Origin of the sequence: Caballeronia sp. LjRoot34 (assembly GCF_964253815.1) — a bacterium.
Classification (GTDB): Bacteria; Pseudomonadota; Gammaproteobacteria; order Burkholderiales; family Burkholderiaceae; genus Caballeronia.
The window spans coordinates 786,352-801,160 of the sequence record NZ_CAXUSB020000002.1 but is presented as its reverse complement, the minus strand read 5'-3'; the positions used below and the strand labels follow the sequence as shown (position 1 = coordinate 801,160).

The 14,809-nt window shown below is 58.9% G+C and carries 16 protein-coding genes and 1 pseudogene; 7 read left to right on the top strand and 10 right to left on the bottom strand.

Annotation, left to right across the window (positions count from 1 at the left end; genetic code table 11):
- Nucleotides 1–296: 296 nt before the first annotated feature.
- From ACSQ36_RS23205 to ACSQ36_RS23180, 6 genes are read right to left on the bottom strand one after another with little or no spacing between them, the layout of a single operon-like run.
- Nucleotides 297–1,103: a c-type cytochrome gene (locus tag ACSQ36_RS23205; RefSeq protein WP_213762113.1), complete on the bottom strand. Its 807-nt coding sequence runs from the start codon at nt 1,101–1,103 to the stop codon at nt 297–299.
- Nucleotides 1,100–2,728, bottom strand: coding sequence for a b(o/a)3-type cytochrome-c oxidase subunit 1 (locus ACSQ36_RS23200; protein ID WP_436183737.1), 1,629 nt, complete (start codon nt 2,726–2,728; stop codon nt 1,100–1,102). The genes ACSQ36_RS23205 and ACSQ36_RS23200 overlap by 4 nt, the downstream gene beginning before the upstream one ends.
- Entirely contained in the window at nt 2,718–3,287 is a 570-nt protein-coding gene (locus ACSQ36_RS23195) for a cytochrome C oxidase subunit II (RefSeq protein WP_436183736.1), read from the bottom strand. The genes ACSQ36_RS23200 and ACSQ36_RS23195 overlap by 11 nt, the downstream gene beginning before the upstream one ends.
- On the bottom strand, nt 3,284–3,442 hold the full coding sequence (locus ACSQ36_RS23190) for a hypothetical protein (protein ID WP_089164460.1): 159 nt from the start codon (nt 3,440–3,442) through the stop codon (nt 3,284–3,286). The genes ACSQ36_RS23195 and ACSQ36_RS23190 overlap by 4 nt, the downstream gene beginning before the upstream one ends.
- A gap of 7 nt (nt 3,443–3,449) precedes the next feature.
- A complete protein-coding gene (locus ACSQ36_RS23185; RefSeq protein ID WP_436184926.1) occupies nt 3,450–4,664 on the bottom strand; it encodes a c-type cytochrome in 1,215 nt (404 codons plus the stop codon).
- Between the two features lie 35 nt (nt 4,665–4,699).
- Complete coding sequence (locus tag ACSQ36_RS23180) at nt 4,700–5,314, bottom strand: c-type cytochrome (RefSeq protein WP_436184925.1); 615 nt, start codon at nt 5,312–5,314, stop codon at nt 4,700–4,702.
- Between the two features lie 558 nt (nt 5,315–5,872).
- Between ACSQ36_RS23180 and ACSQ36_RS23175 the strand changes: the two genes are divergently transcribed.
- Nucleotides 5,873–6,310 (top strand): carboxymuconolactone decarboxylase family protein, encoded by a 438-nt coding sequence (locus ACSQ36_RS23175; RefSeq protein WP_436183735.1) that lies wholly within the window; start codon nt 5,873–5,875, stop codon nt 6,308–6,310.
- A gap of 145 nt (nt 6,311–6,455) precedes the next feature.
- Here the strand turns inward: ACSQ36_RS23175 and ACSQ36_RS23170 are convergent, their stop codons facing one another.
- Entirely contained in the window at nt 6,456–6,782 is a 327-nt protein-coding gene (locus tag ACSQ36_RS23170) for a DUF4148 domain-containing protein (RefSeq protein WP_213762109.1), read from the bottom strand.
- Between the two features lie 677 nt (nt 6,783–7,459).
- On the opposite strand from ACSQ36_RS23170, the gene ACSQ36_RS23165 reads away from it, so the two are divergent.
- From ACSQ36_RS23165 to ACSQ36_RS23145, 5 genes are all read left to right on the top strand, one after another.
- Complete coding sequence (locus ACSQ36_RS23165; RefSeq protein WP_213762108.1) at nt 7,460–7,915, top strand: (2Fe-2S)-binding protein; 456 nt, start codon at nt 7,460–7,462, stop codon at nt 7,913–7,915.
- 1 nt (nt 7,916) lies between these two features.
- Complete coding sequence (locus tag ACSQ36_RS23160; protein ID WP_436183734.1) at nt 7,917–10,151, top strand: molybdopterin cofactor-binding domain-containing protein; 2,235 nt, start codon at nt 7,917–7,919, stop codon at nt 10,149–10,151.
- Nucleotides 10,152–10,162: 11 nt separating this feature from the next.
- Nucleotides 10,163–11,434 carry a c-type cytochrome gene (locus ACSQ36_RS23155; protein ID WP_436183733.1) on the top strand — a complete coding sequence of 424 codons (1,272 nt, stop codon included), beginning with the start codon at nt 10,163–10,165 and terminating at the stop codon, nt 11,432–11,434.
- Nucleotides 11,435–11,557: 123 nt separating this feature from the next.
- Nucleotides 11,558–11,830, top strand: a complete 273-nt coding sequence (locus ACSQ36_RS23150; RefSeq protein ID WP_436183732.1) for a hypothetical protein — start codon at nt 11,558–11,560, stop codon at nt 11,828–11,830.
- 41 nt (nt 11,831–11,871) lie between these two features.
- Nucleotides 11,872–12,123: a hypothetical protein gene (locus tag ACSQ36_RS23145; protein WP_213762104.1), complete on the top strand. Its 252-nt coding sequence runs from the start codon at nt 11,872–11,874 to the stop codon at nt 12,121–12,123.
- Between the two features lie 202 nt (nt 12,124–12,325).
- Here the strand turns inward: ACSQ36_RS23145 and ACSQ36_RS23140 are convergent.
- Together ACSQ36_RS23140 and ACSQ36_RS23135 are read right to left on the bottom strand one after the other, a co-directional pair.
- A pseudogene (locus tag ACSQ36_RS23140) lies at nt 12,326–12,457 on the bottom strand (peptide-methionine (S)-S-oxide reductase MsrA); the annotation flags it as partial.
- A 7-nt stretch (nt 12,458–12,464) separates the two neighbouring features.
- A complete protein-coding gene (locus ACSQ36_RS23135) occupies nt 12,465–13,712 on the bottom strand; it encodes an ISL3 family transposase (protein WP_436181453.1) in 1,248 nt (415 codons plus the stop codon).
- On the opposite strand from ACSQ36_RS23135, the gene ACSQ36_RS23130 reads away from it, so the two are divergent.
- Nucleotides 13,711–14,133, top strand: a complete 423-nt coding sequence (locus ACSQ36_RS23130; protein ID WP_436181452.1) for a hypothetical protein — start codon at nt 13,711–13,713, stop codon at nt 14,131–14,133. The two genes, ACSQ36_RS23135 and ACSQ36_RS23130, sit on opposite strands and share 2 nt — an antisense overlap.
- An 11-nt stretch (nt 14,134–14,144) precedes the next feature.
- Here ACSQ36_RS23130 and msrA read toward each other — a convergent pair whose 3' ends face one another.
- Nucleotides 14,145–14,786 (bottom strand): peptide-methionine (S)-S-oxide reductase MsrA, encoded by a 642-nt coding sequence (gene msrA / locus ACSQ36_RS23125; protein ID WP_436183731.1) that lies wholly within the window; start codon nt 14,784–14,786, stop codon nt 14,145–14,147.
- Nucleotides 14,787–14,809 lie beyond the last annotated feature (23 nt).

Below are 14,809 nucleotides of genomic sequence, written 5' to 3'. Positions count from 1 at the left end.
AATTGTAGGAAGAGAAAAGATGACCACAGCTAAAAACACCTGTTGACACGGAAAGTCATATCAGAAATGACGTGCCGCCACGCACAGTGGCTAATAGTGATAAAGAGAATATCCGACTCTCGCAGACCACCACGGCCGAAAGCACCAACCCGGCATCGACTCCAACCGCTAACCTCGGAACCTGGCTCCCTGGCACTGACCCCGACCACTAACCCCAGAACCGACCACCCGAGCATAACCCCCGACCACCCACCCCCCCAAAAAACCCGTCCACCGGCGCGAGCAAAAAACCAATCTCAGGGTTGCGCCCCAGCATAGTATGCCGCTGCTGCATCGATTTCCCCGGGCGTCATATTCCGCGCAACATTGCGCATCTGCTCGTTGATATCGTTATGACGTGTGTCGTTCGCGAACGCCTGCAACTGCGCCCGGGTGTACGCCGCCGGCATCCCCTCAAGCCACGGGCTCCCCGCCTTATGATCAATACCGCCATGACACGACGCGCAAGACGCAATGTTTCGCATCGGCGCACCATTGGACACAATATCCGGCACGGCCACGACCGGCGCCGCATCGGAGCGCAGCGCCACCGGTCTCGGCAAATACGCGTAATAAGCAGAGAGATCGCGCATATCCTGGTCACTCAGGTTCGAAACCATGGGCGACATCACCGCATTACGGCGCGCGCCGGACTGAAAGTCGAGCAACTGCTTGTAGATCACAGAAGAATACTGTCCCGCAAGATTCGGCGAGTTGGCATCGCTCATGCCCCGTACACCGTGACACATGGTGCAACGCATGGACAAGGTCGCGCCGCGGCCAATCGACGTGCTGCTGGGCTCTCCCAGCAACTCCGGTGTCATGGCGACCGTGCTGGTTTGCACCAGCGGCACCGGCGTGGCCGACGAAGCGCGCAACCATTGTTGCGGCACGCCCGCCGCACTGCAGATAGCATTCCACACTCCCTGGAACGGCTGATCGCTTTGCGCCGAAGGCAACCATATGAAACCCACCGCCGCCGAGAATACGACCAGCGCGAGCATGCCGCCAACGCTAACCGTGAACCACCGGTTGCGTAACGAGAACAGGCGTTCTTCGCTCATCGCTGCGGCCCTCCAATCAGAATCGCGGGGACGGACGTATCGGAGCGGAACAACAGCGACGCGACCGGATAACCGTAGTTAAAGAGCGTCAGGCCGATCATCAGCGCAAGCCACAGGCCAAAGCTGTTCAACGCGACCGGAATGGTCTTCGATTCATGCACCGCCGTGCTGAACGTGTACTCTGGAACCACAGTGCGCGGTCCACGATGGTTGCGAATCAGCACGATGAAAAACATCACTGCCGAGACAACCAGGATCAAGCCGCCGATAGTCGAGATGATCACCGATACTGCCTGTTCAGCGATCTCCGGGTCGGTGTAATCGAAGAAGGCCATGCGCCGCGGCATGCCGAGAATGCCCGCGAAATGCCACGGGAACGTCAACACGATCATGCCGATGAACCACAGCCACAACTGCTGGCGCATCAGCTTCAAGTGCGTCATCGCGCGGCCAGTGAGATGCGGCCAGAGATCATAGGCGATCGCGAAATACATGATGACGATCGCCCCGCCGAAGATCAGATGGAAGTGACCGGTGACCCATTGCGTATTGTGAATGGTCGAGTCGAGCTGGTAGCTCATGTTGATGATGCCACCCGCCCCGCCAAAGCCAAGCATCACGAACGAAAATGCGAGCGCAAGCATCAACGGATTTTCCCAGGGCAACGCCTTGATCCAGCCAAAACTGCCACGGCCGCCGCGCAAACGCGCCGCTATTTCAACCGATGCGCAGATGGTGAACACCGTCAGCATGGTCGGTACCGCGACCAGCGCCGTGAATACCGAATGCATGAACTTGAAACCCGAACCCACTTGCGGATCGGCGAACAGATGGTGGATGCCGATCGGCATCGACACCACCAGGAACAGGATGAACGAGACGCGCGCCATCGAATCGCTGTACAGACGGCCGCCGATCGCGCGCGGCAGGATCGTGTAATACGCTATGTAAGCGGGCATCAGCCAGAAGTAGACAATCGCGTGAAGCGACCACGAGAAGAACACGCGGGCCAGGCCGGCGTCGATCGTCGTCTTGAAGCCAAGCGCCACAGGCAGGATCTGGAACAGGATCTCGATGGCCGCACCGACCGCTGTCCAGCCCCATAAATAGGCCCCGGCCAGGGTGGCGAACATGGCCAGAGGGACCGGCACGCCCTTATGGTCGCGCTTCCACACGGCAAGGTTGATCGACATCAGCGCGACCCAGATCCACGAACCGACCACCACCAGCACAACGCCGATGTAGTAGAACGCGTTGCCGATCATCGGCGGATAGAACGTATAGAGGACCGAGGCGAGGCCCATGGCGACCGGGACCATCGCGGTGACCGTACCCACGGCCACGAGGATGAAACCGGCCCACGCCCAGCGCGCTCCGACCAGCGGTTTCTTCAACGCCAGTTCGGTGACCGCGTAACCAAAGCCCATTGCGATCAACGTGGGAAACACGTAGGCCATGGCCGAGCCATGCGCCGTGACCGAGCGATAGTAGAGTTCCGGATTCTTCAGCCACGGATGCAGCGGGCTACGTACCCACATTTGCCACGCGCCGAGCAGCAACGCGCCGCCGAAGCTGATGAAACCAAGCCAGAAATGCGCGAGAACGAGTCGCTTGCTATTTAACACAGCTGAGTCTCCGCGAACCGTTAGCGTTTGCCATCTTGAGGAAAGCCGTTTTATCGATCACCTTCACGTGAGCCCACATGCCCTGATGTCCCGTGCCGCAGAACTCATGGCATGGCATCAGATGCTCGCCGGGCTGCGTGAAGGTACTCTTGAAGGTGGAGATATAACCGGGCTCGAGCATCGAATTGATATTCGTGTTCGTAATCAGGAATCCATGTATGACGTCCGCGCTGGTGGCGCGAAAAGTAATGGGCGTATCAGTTGGAATCAGCAGGCATTGCGGCGTGAACGAGTACTGCTGCGCAACAATTCGCACAGTGACCGACCCATCCGCTTCAACCGCGCTGCCCAGGTTGCTTTCAATGAATTCGCCGGTTACATTGAGCGTTTCAGGCCGCACGGTCTCCACTCTGGATGGCGGCATCATGGCCCAATGCAGACCGGTGAAAATCGTCATGGCGACCAGCACGCAGAGGATGATGACGACAAGAAGCGCCCACTTGCGCTCGATGCGCGCGGCAACGTCGGCAGACGCATGCGACGGGTGTTCAGTGCTCATTGGATAACGCCGCGGGGTAAGAAGACCAGGAAATAAAACGCAAACCACAAGCCGATCACAATGGCCGTTGCAGCGCCAGCCAAAGCAATGGCGCCGTGCGGGCCGTCTCGCACGATCTCATCGACGGCGGCATCTTCTTTCTCGGAATCAGTCATGACGTCCTCAATAAAGTGGGGCTGAGCGCAACGTGTTGACTTCCTTGACGCTCACCGGTGTACCGTGATTTCCCCAGGCCGTGCGGATATACGTCACGACCGCCGCGACCTCGACATCGGAGAGCGACTGGGCGAACGGCGGCATGCCGTAGGGCATCGGGTTCTTCTTCGTGCCCGGCGCATATCCGCCGTTCAGCACCATGCGAATCGGATTCACCGATGACGTCATCTGGATCGACTGATTGTTCGCCAGAGGAGGAAAATGCGGCAGCCTGCCCTGCCCTTGCGACGCATGGCACAGCGCGCATTGAGCGTCGTAGATCTTTTTCCCAAGCGGCGAAAGGCTGGTCTGTTGTTCCGCGACCGCGGCGGTTGGAGGCACGGGCTTTTCGCCCGCACGCGCCGGCAGCGTCTTCAGATAGACAGCCACCGCGCGAATGTCCTGATCCGTCAGATACTGGAAGCTGTCATACACGACCTCGGCCATGGGCCCATACACTGCCCCACGATTCGACACGCCCGACTGCAGCAGGTCCGATATGTCCTCGATGCTCCAGTCGCCCAGTCCCGCTTCCTTATTCGATGTCAGCGAAGGCGCATACCAGTTCTGCACCGGGATCAACCCGCCTTCGAAACGCTTGGAGGGCGAATTACCGCCCAGTGCATTGATCGCGGTATGGCACATCGTGCAATGGCCAAGCCCTTCGACCAGGTAAGCGCCGCGATTCCATTCCACCGATTGCGTGGTGTCAGGCTGGTATTCGCCGGGCTTCATGTACAGCATGCGCCATCCGTACAGCAATGAGCGCTGGTTGAACGGAAACCGCAATTCATGCGCACGATTAGGCTGATGAATGGCCGGCGTGGACAACAGGTACGCGTATATCGCGTCGGAGTCGTCCCGCGTGACCTTGGTGTAGGAAGCAAACGGCATGGCCGGATAAAGCAGCTCGCCGTCGCGCGCCTTGCCGGTATGCATCATGGTGTAGAACTCAGCCGAGGTCCACTTGCCAATACCGGTCTCTTTGTCCGATGAAATGTTCGGCGTATAGAGCGTGCCGAACGGCGTTTCCATCGCGCGTCCACCGCCGAATAGTTTGCCGGAAGGTACTGTATGGCACGCAATGCAATCACCGGCGCGAGCGAGATATTCACCGCGAGCAATCACAGTGGGATCGGCGGCTCGTGCATTCAACGTCACGACGCAAGCGCAAACAAGCATTAGGGCACGGAAACTGAACACGTCTATTTCCTCGCCTATTGATTAGGAACAGTGCCGCAAGCGAGCGGCATCTTGAGTGACCCTGCCGCAGCAGGCGCCGGATTTTCCGGAGCGGGCAACGAAGCCAGATACGCCGCTATAGCCGTGATGTCCCGGTCGGCTAGTTTCGTGGCGACGTCATGCATGCAATCGGGAGCAAGCGTGGTGCGCGTGCCGTAACGCCATGCGCCCAACTGCGCGCTGATGTAGTCGGAGTGCAGGCCCAGCAAGCCCGGAATGGCCGGCTCCATGCCGGTCAGCGCCGCACCGTGACACGCAACGCATGCGGGAATCTTGCGTGACGCAGCGCCGCTATTTACCAGGGTCTTGCCTAGCGCAAGCGTCGCGGTATCGGCAGTCACAGGCGCAGGCGCGGGAAATGGCGGATGCTCGGCGGCAAAGTACTCCGCAATTTTCATCAGATACGGGTCAGGAAGATAGGCCAACAAATAATTCATTGGCGGGTACTTGCGACGACCATCTCTAAAGGCGAGCAATTGGTTGTAAAGATAACCAGCGGGCTTGCCTGAGAGCCTGGGGTAATAGTCGTTGCTCGTGCCCTCACCCTGCGCGCCATGGCACGCCGCGCAACCAAGCACGCGCGCCTGCATGGTGTCGGGCGCCTTCTCGGCCGGCGCCTCGCCAGCGGCGAATGCATGCAGGCTGGAACTTGCGAGCAGCACTAGTGTTAAGACGACGCTGCGTATGCCCACCGTTGTATCCCTCGATCGGGTTTTTGTGTCTGCAGTATTTCGCTACAGCTAATTTTTTATAACCACGCGACTGCTCTGGTAGGTGAGCTTAAAGCACTTAAGCCAATTTGCCGAGCGCTAAGATTCACATGATTTCACGCATTATTAATCATTATTGAGATGATTCAACATGTCGAAATAGTGAGCTTGAACGTTCAATGATCCACATCAAGGAACCCGCACTATTTCGCGGGTTCCGGCTTTTTCTTTAAGCGTTTTGCTAGGGCGCGGATGGCTGGCTGATGGACAAGCCCGCCTCCTGCTCTCGGCTGGCCCGCATAAGGCAACTAAGTCTGGAGGCTTTGACGCTGGTTACCTGAAATTAGGCGAAATCGGCTATTTATAAGGTCCAGTCAACCGTCTAACCTTACTCATGCCGCGCTGCATCGCGCATCATTTAAATCAAAGGAGCCACCCATGCAAACTCGTCTGGATTTCTACAAAGCCAAGCCATCCGCCATCAAGACTCTGGTTGCAGTGGAAGAGTACATCGGTAAGTCATCGCTGGAAAAGTCGCTGGCGGAACTGGTCCGCCTGCGTGCATCGCAGATCAATGGCTGTGCATTCTGTGTCGACATGCACACGACCGATGCCCGCAAGGGCGGTGAGACGGAGCGCCGGCTGGCTGCCGTGGTGGTATGGCGTGAGACGCCGTTCTTCACGGACCGCGAACGCGCGGCGCTGGAATGGACCGAAGCGCTCACGCTGGTCTCGAACGACCATGTGCCCGATGCCGTCTGGGAAGCCGTGCAGCCGCATTTCACTGAAGAAGAGATCGTGGACCTGACGCTGCTGGTGTCGCAGATCAACAGTTGGAACCGCTTTGCGATCGCGTTCCGCAAGATGCCGGTCTGATCAAACCAGCATGGCACAGACGATGAAGCGTTCTGCGCCGTGCGCTCCCCCACGCTGAATCGCGCATGGCTTGCCGGTGTTGGTCAGGTATAGACAATTTGGCGCTTGGCATTCACGCGACAGCCAACGGCCCGCCCCACCCTGTTCACGACCCTGCATAGATATTGCAGAAGCTGACAGGACCGACACAGGTTTCAGGACTTTGCGTGCCATTCAGTGTGGCACGCGGCGCACTCGCGTTCGAGCCAGCGGCTACACCGCCATACGCGCTCGTATCTTTCCGTTGATTCGCGGCCTGGTCCTGAAACACCGGGCTGATATCCGGATACGATGCATTCGAAACGTACTCCGAACCATTTTGCTCCGCTTCCACCAGTTGCTGTCGGACTTCGGAACGGGTCAGTCCTTGCGCGAAAGCGCTCGAGGAAACGAGGACGGCGGCGGACAAGGTAAGCCAGGCAAGTTTCTTCATTTTCGACTCCAGTGTGTTTAACGGGTTGGTACAAGGGCTAACCCATTTCCCGCCGGACTTATTCCTGAACCGCCAAAAATAAATAGACGCATGCCTGCACGACACCGCTGGCACTTAAGACAAACATAACGGCACCAACAAAAAAAGCCGGGGCATTAACTCCGGCGGCCGCATAAATTGCTTCGAGCAAAACGAGAACGCTTGGAGCGCTTGCACCTGAACCGCGCGCCGGGCTTGCCCGACACTTGCGACGCAATCACCAGATATCGTCGTTTGTCGGCGGCATGACCGGTACCCGGCACGACTACCTGACGGATCTACCCGATCGCGTTGACGATCGCCGAACCAGCCGGGTTCATCATGAACAACTCAAGCGATTCCAACGCAACGGCGGCAATAGAGACCGCAGCGGCAGCCATGCAGCGGGCACGCAGAATCGTAATGAAATTGGAAGGTATAGCGATTCATCTCGAAGAACTGCCATGAAAGACATCAACGCCTGCACTGCCCCCTTCCGCAACTATTTATTCCTCGATCTTTTCTCAGCCGGTACAAGACGGCATCGGTCAGGCGCAGCCAAGGGTTATAGGCAATTCAGCACGAATCGTCGTAATCTTGTATAAGGTTTGCGATTAAGAAGGACTATAAAAATCCCCCCACGACAACTGGAGTTGCAGATGACGACCCTTTCCATAAACGGCGAATCTCACACCATCGACGCCCCGCCAGACATGCCGCTTCTCTGGGTGTTGCGCGACCTGGTCGGTCTCACGGGCACCAAATTCGGCTGCGGTATCGCGCAATGCGGTGCGTGCACCGTGCACCTCGACGGTCAGGCAGTACGCTCCTGCGTGCTGCCCATCGCAGCCGTAGGCGAGCGCAAGGTCACGACCATCGAAGCCGTCAGCACCACGCCCGCAGGCAAGAAAGTGCAGGACGCATGGCTCGCGCTCGATGTTGTGCAGTGCGGGTACTGTCAGTCGGGTCAGGTGATGTCGGCCGCGTCGCTGATCGCCTCGAACCCCAACCCCTCGGACGCCGATATCGACGCTGCAATGGCGGGCAACATCTGCCGCTGCGGTACGTACAACCGTATCCGTGCCGCGGTCAAGCACGCCGCCAAGGGGGCGTGACATGTCGCGAGGATTACTCGAAGCACAGAACCGCCGCGCACCCGACGGCCTGAATCGGCGCACGTTTTTAAAGCTGGGAATATCAGTCGGCGCAGCCGTTGGCGGCGGTTTGATGCTGGGTTTCAGCCTGCCCGCGGCAAGCCAGGGCGAAGCACCCTCGGGCAAGTCGGTGATCGGCGGCGACGGCAATGAAGCGCCGCAAAGCGGTGTATTCGAACCCAACGCGTTTGTTCAGATCGACGCAACGGGCAAGGTGACGCTAGTGATTCCCAAGGTCGAGATGGGCCAGGGAATCTATACGTCCATCCCCATGCTGATCGCGGAAGAACTGGAAGTGCCGCTGGATAGCGTGGTGATCGATCACGCACCGCCTAACGAAAAGCTCTTCATGGACCCGCTGCTCGGCGGCCAGTTGACCGGTGGATCGACGTCGATCCGCTATGCCTGGGAGCCCATGCGAAAGGCCGGGGCAACCGCCCGCGTGATGCTCATTTCCGCGGCGGCGCAGCAATGGCAGGTCGATCCGGCGTCGTGCCACGCGGAGAAAGGCGAAGTGGTGCATGCCGCGAGCAATCGCCGCATCGGTTACGGACAGCTCGTCGATGCCGCCGCGAAATTGCCCGCGCCGCAGAACGTGCCGCTTAAAGACCCGAAGGATTTCAAGCTGATCGGGACCGCGGCCAAGCGTCTCGACTCGCCCGAAAAAGTGAACGGCACGGCCATGTTCGGGCTCGATGTCCGCGTGCCCGGTATGGTCTATGCCGCCATCGTGAATAGCCCGGTATTCGGCGGGTCGCTTGCCTCCGTCGACGACACCAACGCGAAGAAGATCCCCGGCGTTCGCCAGGTGATCCGGCTCGACAATGGCGTGGCCGTGATCGGCGACCATACGTGGGCCGCCAAGCGCGGCGCGGCAGCGCTCGATATCACATGGAACGAAGGCCGCGGCGCGGACTTTTCCACGGCCAAGGTGGTCCAGCAACTCGCCGATGCATCGAAGCGCGATGGCGCCGTAGCGCGCAAGGATGGCGACGTCAAGAAAGGCTTCAATGACGCCAAGACGCGCGTTGACGCCGTGTACCAGCAACCCTTCCTCGCGCACGCCACCATGGAGCCGGTGAACTGCACAGTGTCCGTGCGCGCGGACGGCTGCGATATCTGGGTGGGCACGCAAGTCCCCACGCGTGCGGTGGATACGGCCGTGAAGATCACCGGCCTCACCGCCGACAAGATCACCGTGCACAACCACTTGCTCGGCGGCGGCTTCGGACGCCGGTTGGAAACCGATTTCATCGGCCAGGCGCTGAAGGTCGGCAAGCAGGTCGGCACGCCAGTGAAGGTCACGTGGACGCGCGAGGAGGATGTCCAGCACGACATGTATCGCCCGTATTACTACGACGTCATCTCCGCCGGCCTCGATGCGAATGGCAAGCCGGTCGCGTGGCAACATCGCATAGTGGGGTCGTCCGTGATGGCCCGATTCGCTCCGCCGGCATTCAAGAACGGCCTTGATCCGGATGCAGTGGAAGTTTCTGCCGACCTTCCCTACGACCTCCCGAACCAGTTCATCGACTATGTGCGCCAGGAACCCATGGACGTGCCTACCGCGTTCTGGCGCGGCGTGGGACCGACCCGTGGCACCTTCGTGGTCGAGAGCTTCATGGACGAACTGGCCGCGCAAGCGAAAGTCGATCCGGTGAAATATCGCCACGACCTGCTCGGCAAGACACCCCGCGCGCAGAACGTGCTCGACGTCGCCGCCCGTGAAGCCGGCTGGGGCAACACGCCTCCGAAGGGTCAGGGGCGCGGGGTATCGGTGATGCACGCGTTCGGCAGCTTCTTCGGCATGGTGGTGGATGTGACCGTGAACGGCGACGGCGAAGTGGCCGTGAATCGAGTGGTCTGCGCGGTGGATTGCGGCGTGGTGGTCAACCCGAACACCATCGAGGCGCAGATCCAGGGAGGCATTATCTTCGGCATCACGGCAGCGCTTTATAGCGAGATCACGATCAAGGACGGCCGCGTCGAACAATCCAACTTCACGGATTACCGGATGCTGCGGATTGATCAGACGCCGCCTATCGAGGTACATATCGTGAAGAGCAGTGAGGCGCCCGGAGGCATTGGCGAACCGGGTACGGCAGCACTCGCGCCCGCGCTGACCAACGCGATTTTTGCCGCTACCGGCAAGCGCTTGCGGCAGTTGCCCGTCGGCCGTCAACTGCAAAGCGCATGAGGGCACACATAATGATCAAACATCTTGTTGCCTCTGTTGCGCTCACGCTCAGCCTGCCCCTGCTGGCTCATGCTGCTGCGAACGACGATCCGCTGGTTGCGCGTGGCGCCTATCTCGCGAAGGTGGGCGATTGCGTGGCCTGTCATTCCGCGCCCAAGGGCAAGCCGTTCGCCGGCGGCCTGCCGATGACCACACCCATGGGCAAGATCTACACGACCAACATCACGCCCGACCCCGATACAGGTATTGGTAAATGGAGCGAGGAAGACTTCGAAAAAGCGTTGCGCCAGGGCGTGGCGAAGGACGGTCACAACCTCTATCCGGCAATGCCCTATACATCCTATGTAAAGGTCCGCGACGACGACGTGAAGGCGCTCTATGCGTACTTCATGAAGGGAGTCGCACCCGTGAACCAGGCAAACCGTCCATCCGATATTCCGTTCCCGCTGAACATGCGCTGGCCGCTCAAGTTCTGGAACATGGTGTTCCTCGACAAAGGCGTTTATCGCGACAAGGACGGTAAGGATGTAGCGTGGAATCGCGGTGCCTACCTGATCCAGGGCCTGGGCCATTGCAGCGCATGCCACACGCCTCGCGGCATTGCGTTCCAGGAAGAAGCACTCGATGAAAGCGGCAACGCGTGGCTCACGGGCGGTGTGCTAGACGGCTGGTTTGCGTCCAACCTGACGGGCGAGCAGAACGTCGGACTGGGCCGCTGGTCGGATGCGGACTTGACCACGTTCCTGAAGACCGGAGCGAACGCGCACGCGTCGGCGTTCGGGTCCATGACGGATGTGATCAACCACAGTACACAGGGTATGAACGATCAGGATCTGGCTGCCATGTCGGCGTATCTGAAGTCGTTGCCGGCGGCGGGGGGGACAAACGCACCGGCCTATGCCTATGATCCGAAAGCTACCGCGTCGCTGCTTCAGCATCCGGCCAATGACGCGGGCGCAAAGGTGTATACCGCGTACTGCATGCATTGCCACGGTGTGGATGGCCGTGCGTTCGCACCACTGCTCGCGCCGTTGGCGGGCAATCCAAACGTGATGGAGAAGGACGCGTCGTCGTTGATCAACGTCACGCTGAACGGTACCCACGACCTCGTGATACAGGGCATTCCCGCCGCGTACCCAATGCCTAAGTACGCGCCGGTGCTCAATGATCAGCAGATCGCCGACGTGCTCACGTTCATTCGCGCTGGATGGAACAACGGTGCGCCCGCGGTCGGGGCGGCTGATGTTGCCAAGCTGCGCAAGAGCACACAGGCATCGCAGTAAGTCTGTATTGGTCTTGGCAAAAGCGGCGGCGGATTTTCAAGTCCGCCGCCGCTGTGCGCAAACTCACGGTCAGGAAGGCGTTCGCGATCATAATGACATTCCTGGACGAACAGGGAGACTGCCATGCATCAAGACGTTGAAGTTGGCGACTATCTTCTGACCATAAACGTCGAGCCGAAATACGACCCGCCCGACGCAGAAAAAATTATTGGTTTTAACGTCCGCGTGATCGTGACTCGCCATGATGGAACGCCGGTTCGAGGTTCGAAGCACGCGGAAGATTCTGGAGAATTGACCGGTAATCACGGGCCCTACGTCACGGTGGCGGACGCCATTGCTCACGGCGAGGCATGGGGTAGACACTTCGTCGCTCGCGTTCTGGGCGGAGCGGTCTAGCGCTCACTCTTTAACGCCGGCTCCTGATGGTGGAGGTTTCCATGTGGGAAAGAATAGATTACAAAGGCTTTGAGATCTGGGTGCTGCCGATCCTTGCATACGGACCTCCCACGCCAGATACCCCTTACCACTACAACGGGTACGTATGTCGACCAGGCGCGGACCTGCGTCATGCCGGGCAACGCACGCAATTTTATGAACTCGGCAACGTCTTTGAGACTGAAGCCAAGGCGCTGGATGCGGCCTATCATGCGGGGCGCGAGCTCGTCGACAAGCTGATTGACAACGGCTGAGTAGTGACGTCGATTGGGTGATCGGCCGGTACTAGATGCAACTCCCCGCCACTCACTGCGGTGGCAAAAGACACCGCTGTTTTCCGAGGAATTGCATCCGTTCTCCAGAAGCCCTATGGACGCTGGTAACGGAGATCCGACTCGACCCCGCAAGCCGTCAGGCGGTGGATTTTAAGTCCGCCGCCTGGTCTATGCTTGTCTATTACTGCGATGCCACGCTCAGCAGCACCGGTTTGTCGCGATAAAGCGTCGGATACAAGCGCTTCAGGTTCTCGACCTTCGGCAGGTCGTTGATCGCGATATACGGTGCATCCGGATGCAGCGTCAAATAGTTCGGTTCGTCAGTAAAAAGTGTGGGTGGATGGAGGCTCGGGAAGCTTGCCAAGTGCATGATAGAGCGCGATTTCTGTGGCTCGGAAGGTTCGGAAGCCGTACGCTTTTCTCATAGTGACTTTGGCCTTATTGTTCAGCCCCTCGATAACGCCGCTGGAGAACTGCTTTCTGGCACGGAAGTAGTTGAGGATCAGATCCCGGTGCGAGCGCACGGTCCGGGCAAACTTCTTCATCGGCTCGATGCGTGAGCGCATCACCTGCTTGCACCACTGGTCGAGGAACTTGCCCGCCCAGACAGGAGAGATGTAGTCCCAGAGTTGCTGGAATTCTTCTTTGAGCAGATAGGCACGTACGCTACGTAAGTTGTACTGGAGTAGGTCACGCAGGCGAACGCGTTGTTTGCCAGTAAGGTTCTCGCGTCGCGCAAGCAGGCACCAGCGGGATTTTTTGAGAACAGGCTCATAGCCATCACGCGACATGCGCCTGGCCTCATCGGCTCGCACCTCATCGATCGCTTTGTTCATCTTGGCAACGATGTGGAAACGGTCGAGGATATTCAGGGCGTTCGGGCAATGACGCGCTATCATTTCGAGATAGGGCTTCCACATGTCGGAACACACGAATTCGACCTTCTCGCACAGCGGCTTGCCGATCATCGCAAAGAACTTCGCGAAGCTCTCCTTAGTACGTTCCTGTCCGACCCAGAGCAGTCGCGTGCGGCCGGCCTCGATCTGGTAGACGAGCGTGAGGTACTGGTGCCCTCGGCCATACTGGATCTCGTCAACGCCGAAAGCGCGAATCGTCCCGAGCTCACGATGATTCAGCCCCCAGTCGACTACCCATTCCACGGCATTGAAGACCTTCTCCCAGCTGGTGCGGAAACTCAGCGCGGTTTCTTTCCACGACAGCTTACGAGCCCACTGGGCCAGAAAAAGCATGTATGCCTTGGTCAACGTATGCTTGCCGATAGCCCACGGTACCGTCTCAACCTTTACGCCACACCGACGGCAATCGACACGACGCATCGAATACAGCAGAATGACGGCAAAACCCCAGATTGGGATGAACTCGAAGCGACGTTCTCCGAGCGTATCGTAGCCGCTTGCGCGCTCGTTGCAGCACGAACAAACTGGTTTGGATCCCTTACGTGGGCGCACGTCAATCTCAATGGTCTGCGTCCTGTCGCACAGCCGCGCCCCTTCATAAACGAAACCGGGGAAATGATGACAGGAATTGAGCAAGCGGGTCAAAAGCATGGCTAGCAAGCGAAAAATCGTCGGTAATACCGCCATTGTCACACCCGAATCAAGCGCTCTTGAACGACTCGTTCCCGACCTGCAAAACTGGCCCAAGTCTTGGAGCTTTGAGCAACAGGACATTCCGTTCGGACAGGATCTCGTCAAGATATTCACACCGTATCTCCTGCATCTTCTGGACAGCGGTTACAGCCGAAAAACCCTGCACCAGCATCGGGACTTCATCTGGATGCTCGGTGGTCGTCTCGTTGAAGAGCGGCAGCTTTACCGCGAACTCAGGAGGCTGGACGCCCGCTCAATACTGTTACGGTATATCGACGAGCAAGACGGTGGCCCACTCCTGGATGACCGCTCTGAGCGCGAGCAAGGCCTCTTCGATGCCACCTGCCGAAAGCTATGTTGTTTCCTCAACGCCGCCTGAATCCATCGATTTCACCCACAGATTCCCCCGACGATCCAATAGTTCTGGTGATAAGACTCGGCAGGATAAAAACCCTTGAGAGGATCTGTCTTCGTCACGATCGGCGAGGAGAAAACATGCGCTTTGTCGAGTTGCGCGATATAGCTTTGCGCAATGCGTTTTTGCGTGTCGTTGGCCGGAAAGATTGCCGAACGATATTGCGTTCCGCTGTCCGGGCCTTGCCGGTTCAATTCCGTCGGGTCGTGAGCGACCGAGAAATAGATCTGCAGCAACTTGCCGTAGGTGATTTTCGTCGGGTCATAAGTGATCTGCACGGACTCAGCGTGACCTGTCTGGCCCCCGCTGACGGTTTCATATTGCGCGGTCTGGGGCTGACCGCCAGAGTAGCCCGACACAACCTTCGTCACGCCGCTCACGTGCTGGAACACGCCTTGAACGCCCCAAAAACAGCCCCCTGCCAACACGGCGGTTTCCTGGTGTGCGCCGTTCGCGGGTTCGTCGAGCGCGGGCGGGGCAATGACGACCGCGGCTTCGGAAGAATGCGCCGGATGCATGGATGCGAACAGGATACCGACGCCCAGGCCGATAGCTGCCAACAGCGCCGCGCCGCGTGAGCGCAGGAACGTGGCAGGATTTTGCTTCGTGGAAATCATGGAGAGCCTCCGGGTTTCAGGAC

Excerpts from the sequence above, each read along its gene's own strand:
- ACSQ36_RS23205 (WP_213762113.1), bottom strand. The coding sequence starts at position 1,103 with ATGAGCGAAGAACGCCTGTTCTCGTTACGCAACCGGTGGTTCACGGTT.
- ACSQ36_RS23195 (WP_436183736.1), bottom strand. The coding sequence starts at position 3,287 with ATGAGCACTGAACACCCGTCGCATGCGTCTGCCGACGTTGCCGCGCGC.
- ACSQ36_RS23190 (WP_089164460.1), bottom strand. The coding sequence starts at position 3,442 with ATGACTGATTCCGAGAAAGAAGATGCCGCCGTCGATGAGATCGTGCGA.
- ACSQ36_RS23185 (WP_436184926.1), bottom strand. The coding sequence starts at position 4,664 with ATGCTTGTTTGCGCTTGCGTCGTGACGTTGAATGCACGAGCCGCCGAT.
- ACSQ36_RS23180 (WP_436184925.1), bottom strand. The coding sequence starts at position 5,314 with ATGCAGGCGCGCGTGCTTGGTTGCGCGGCGTGCCATGGCGCGCAGGGT.
- ACSQ36_RS23175 (WP_436183735.1), top strand. The coding sequence starts at position 5,873 with ATGCAAACTCGTCTGGATTTCTACAAAGCCAAGCCATCCGCCATCAAG.
- ACSQ36_RS23170 (WP_213762109.1), bottom strand. The coding sequence starts at position 6,782 with ATGAAGAAACTTGCCTGGCTTACCTTGTCCGCCGCCGTCCTCGTTTCC.
- ACSQ36_RS23165 (WP_213762108.1), top strand. The coding sequence starts at position 7,460 with ATGACGACCCTTTCCATAAACGGCGAATCTCACACCATCGACGCCCCG.
- ACSQ36_RS23160 (WP_436183734.1), top strand. The coding sequence starts at position 7,917 with ATGTCGCGAGGATTACTCGAAGCACAGAACCGCCGCGCACCCGACGGC.
- ACSQ36_RS23155 (WP_436183733.1), top strand. The coding sequence starts at position 10,163 with ATGATCAAACATCTTGTTGCCTCTGTTGCGCTCACGCTCAGCCTGCCC.
- ACSQ36_RS23150 (WP_436183732.1), top strand. The coding sequence starts at position 11,558 with ATGCATCAAGACGTTGAAGTTGGCGACTATCTTCTGACCATAAACGTC.
- ACSQ36_RS23145 (WP_213762104.1), top strand. The coding sequence starts at position 11,872 with ATGTGGGAAAGAATAGATTACAAAGGCTTTGAGATCTGGGTGCTGCCG.
- ACSQ36_RS23130 (WP_436181452.1), top strand. The coding sequence starts at position 13,711 with ATGGCTAGCAAGCGAAAAATCGTCGGTAATACCGCCATTGTCACACCC.
- ACSQ36_RS23135 (WP_436181453.1), bottom strand. The coding sequence starts at position 13,712 with ATGCTTTTGACCCGCTTGCTCAATTCCTGTCATCATTTCCCCGGTTTC.
- msrA (WP_436183731.1), bottom strand. The coding sequence starts at position 14,786 with ATGATTTCCACGAAGCAAAATCCTGCCACGTTCCTGCGCTCACGCGGC.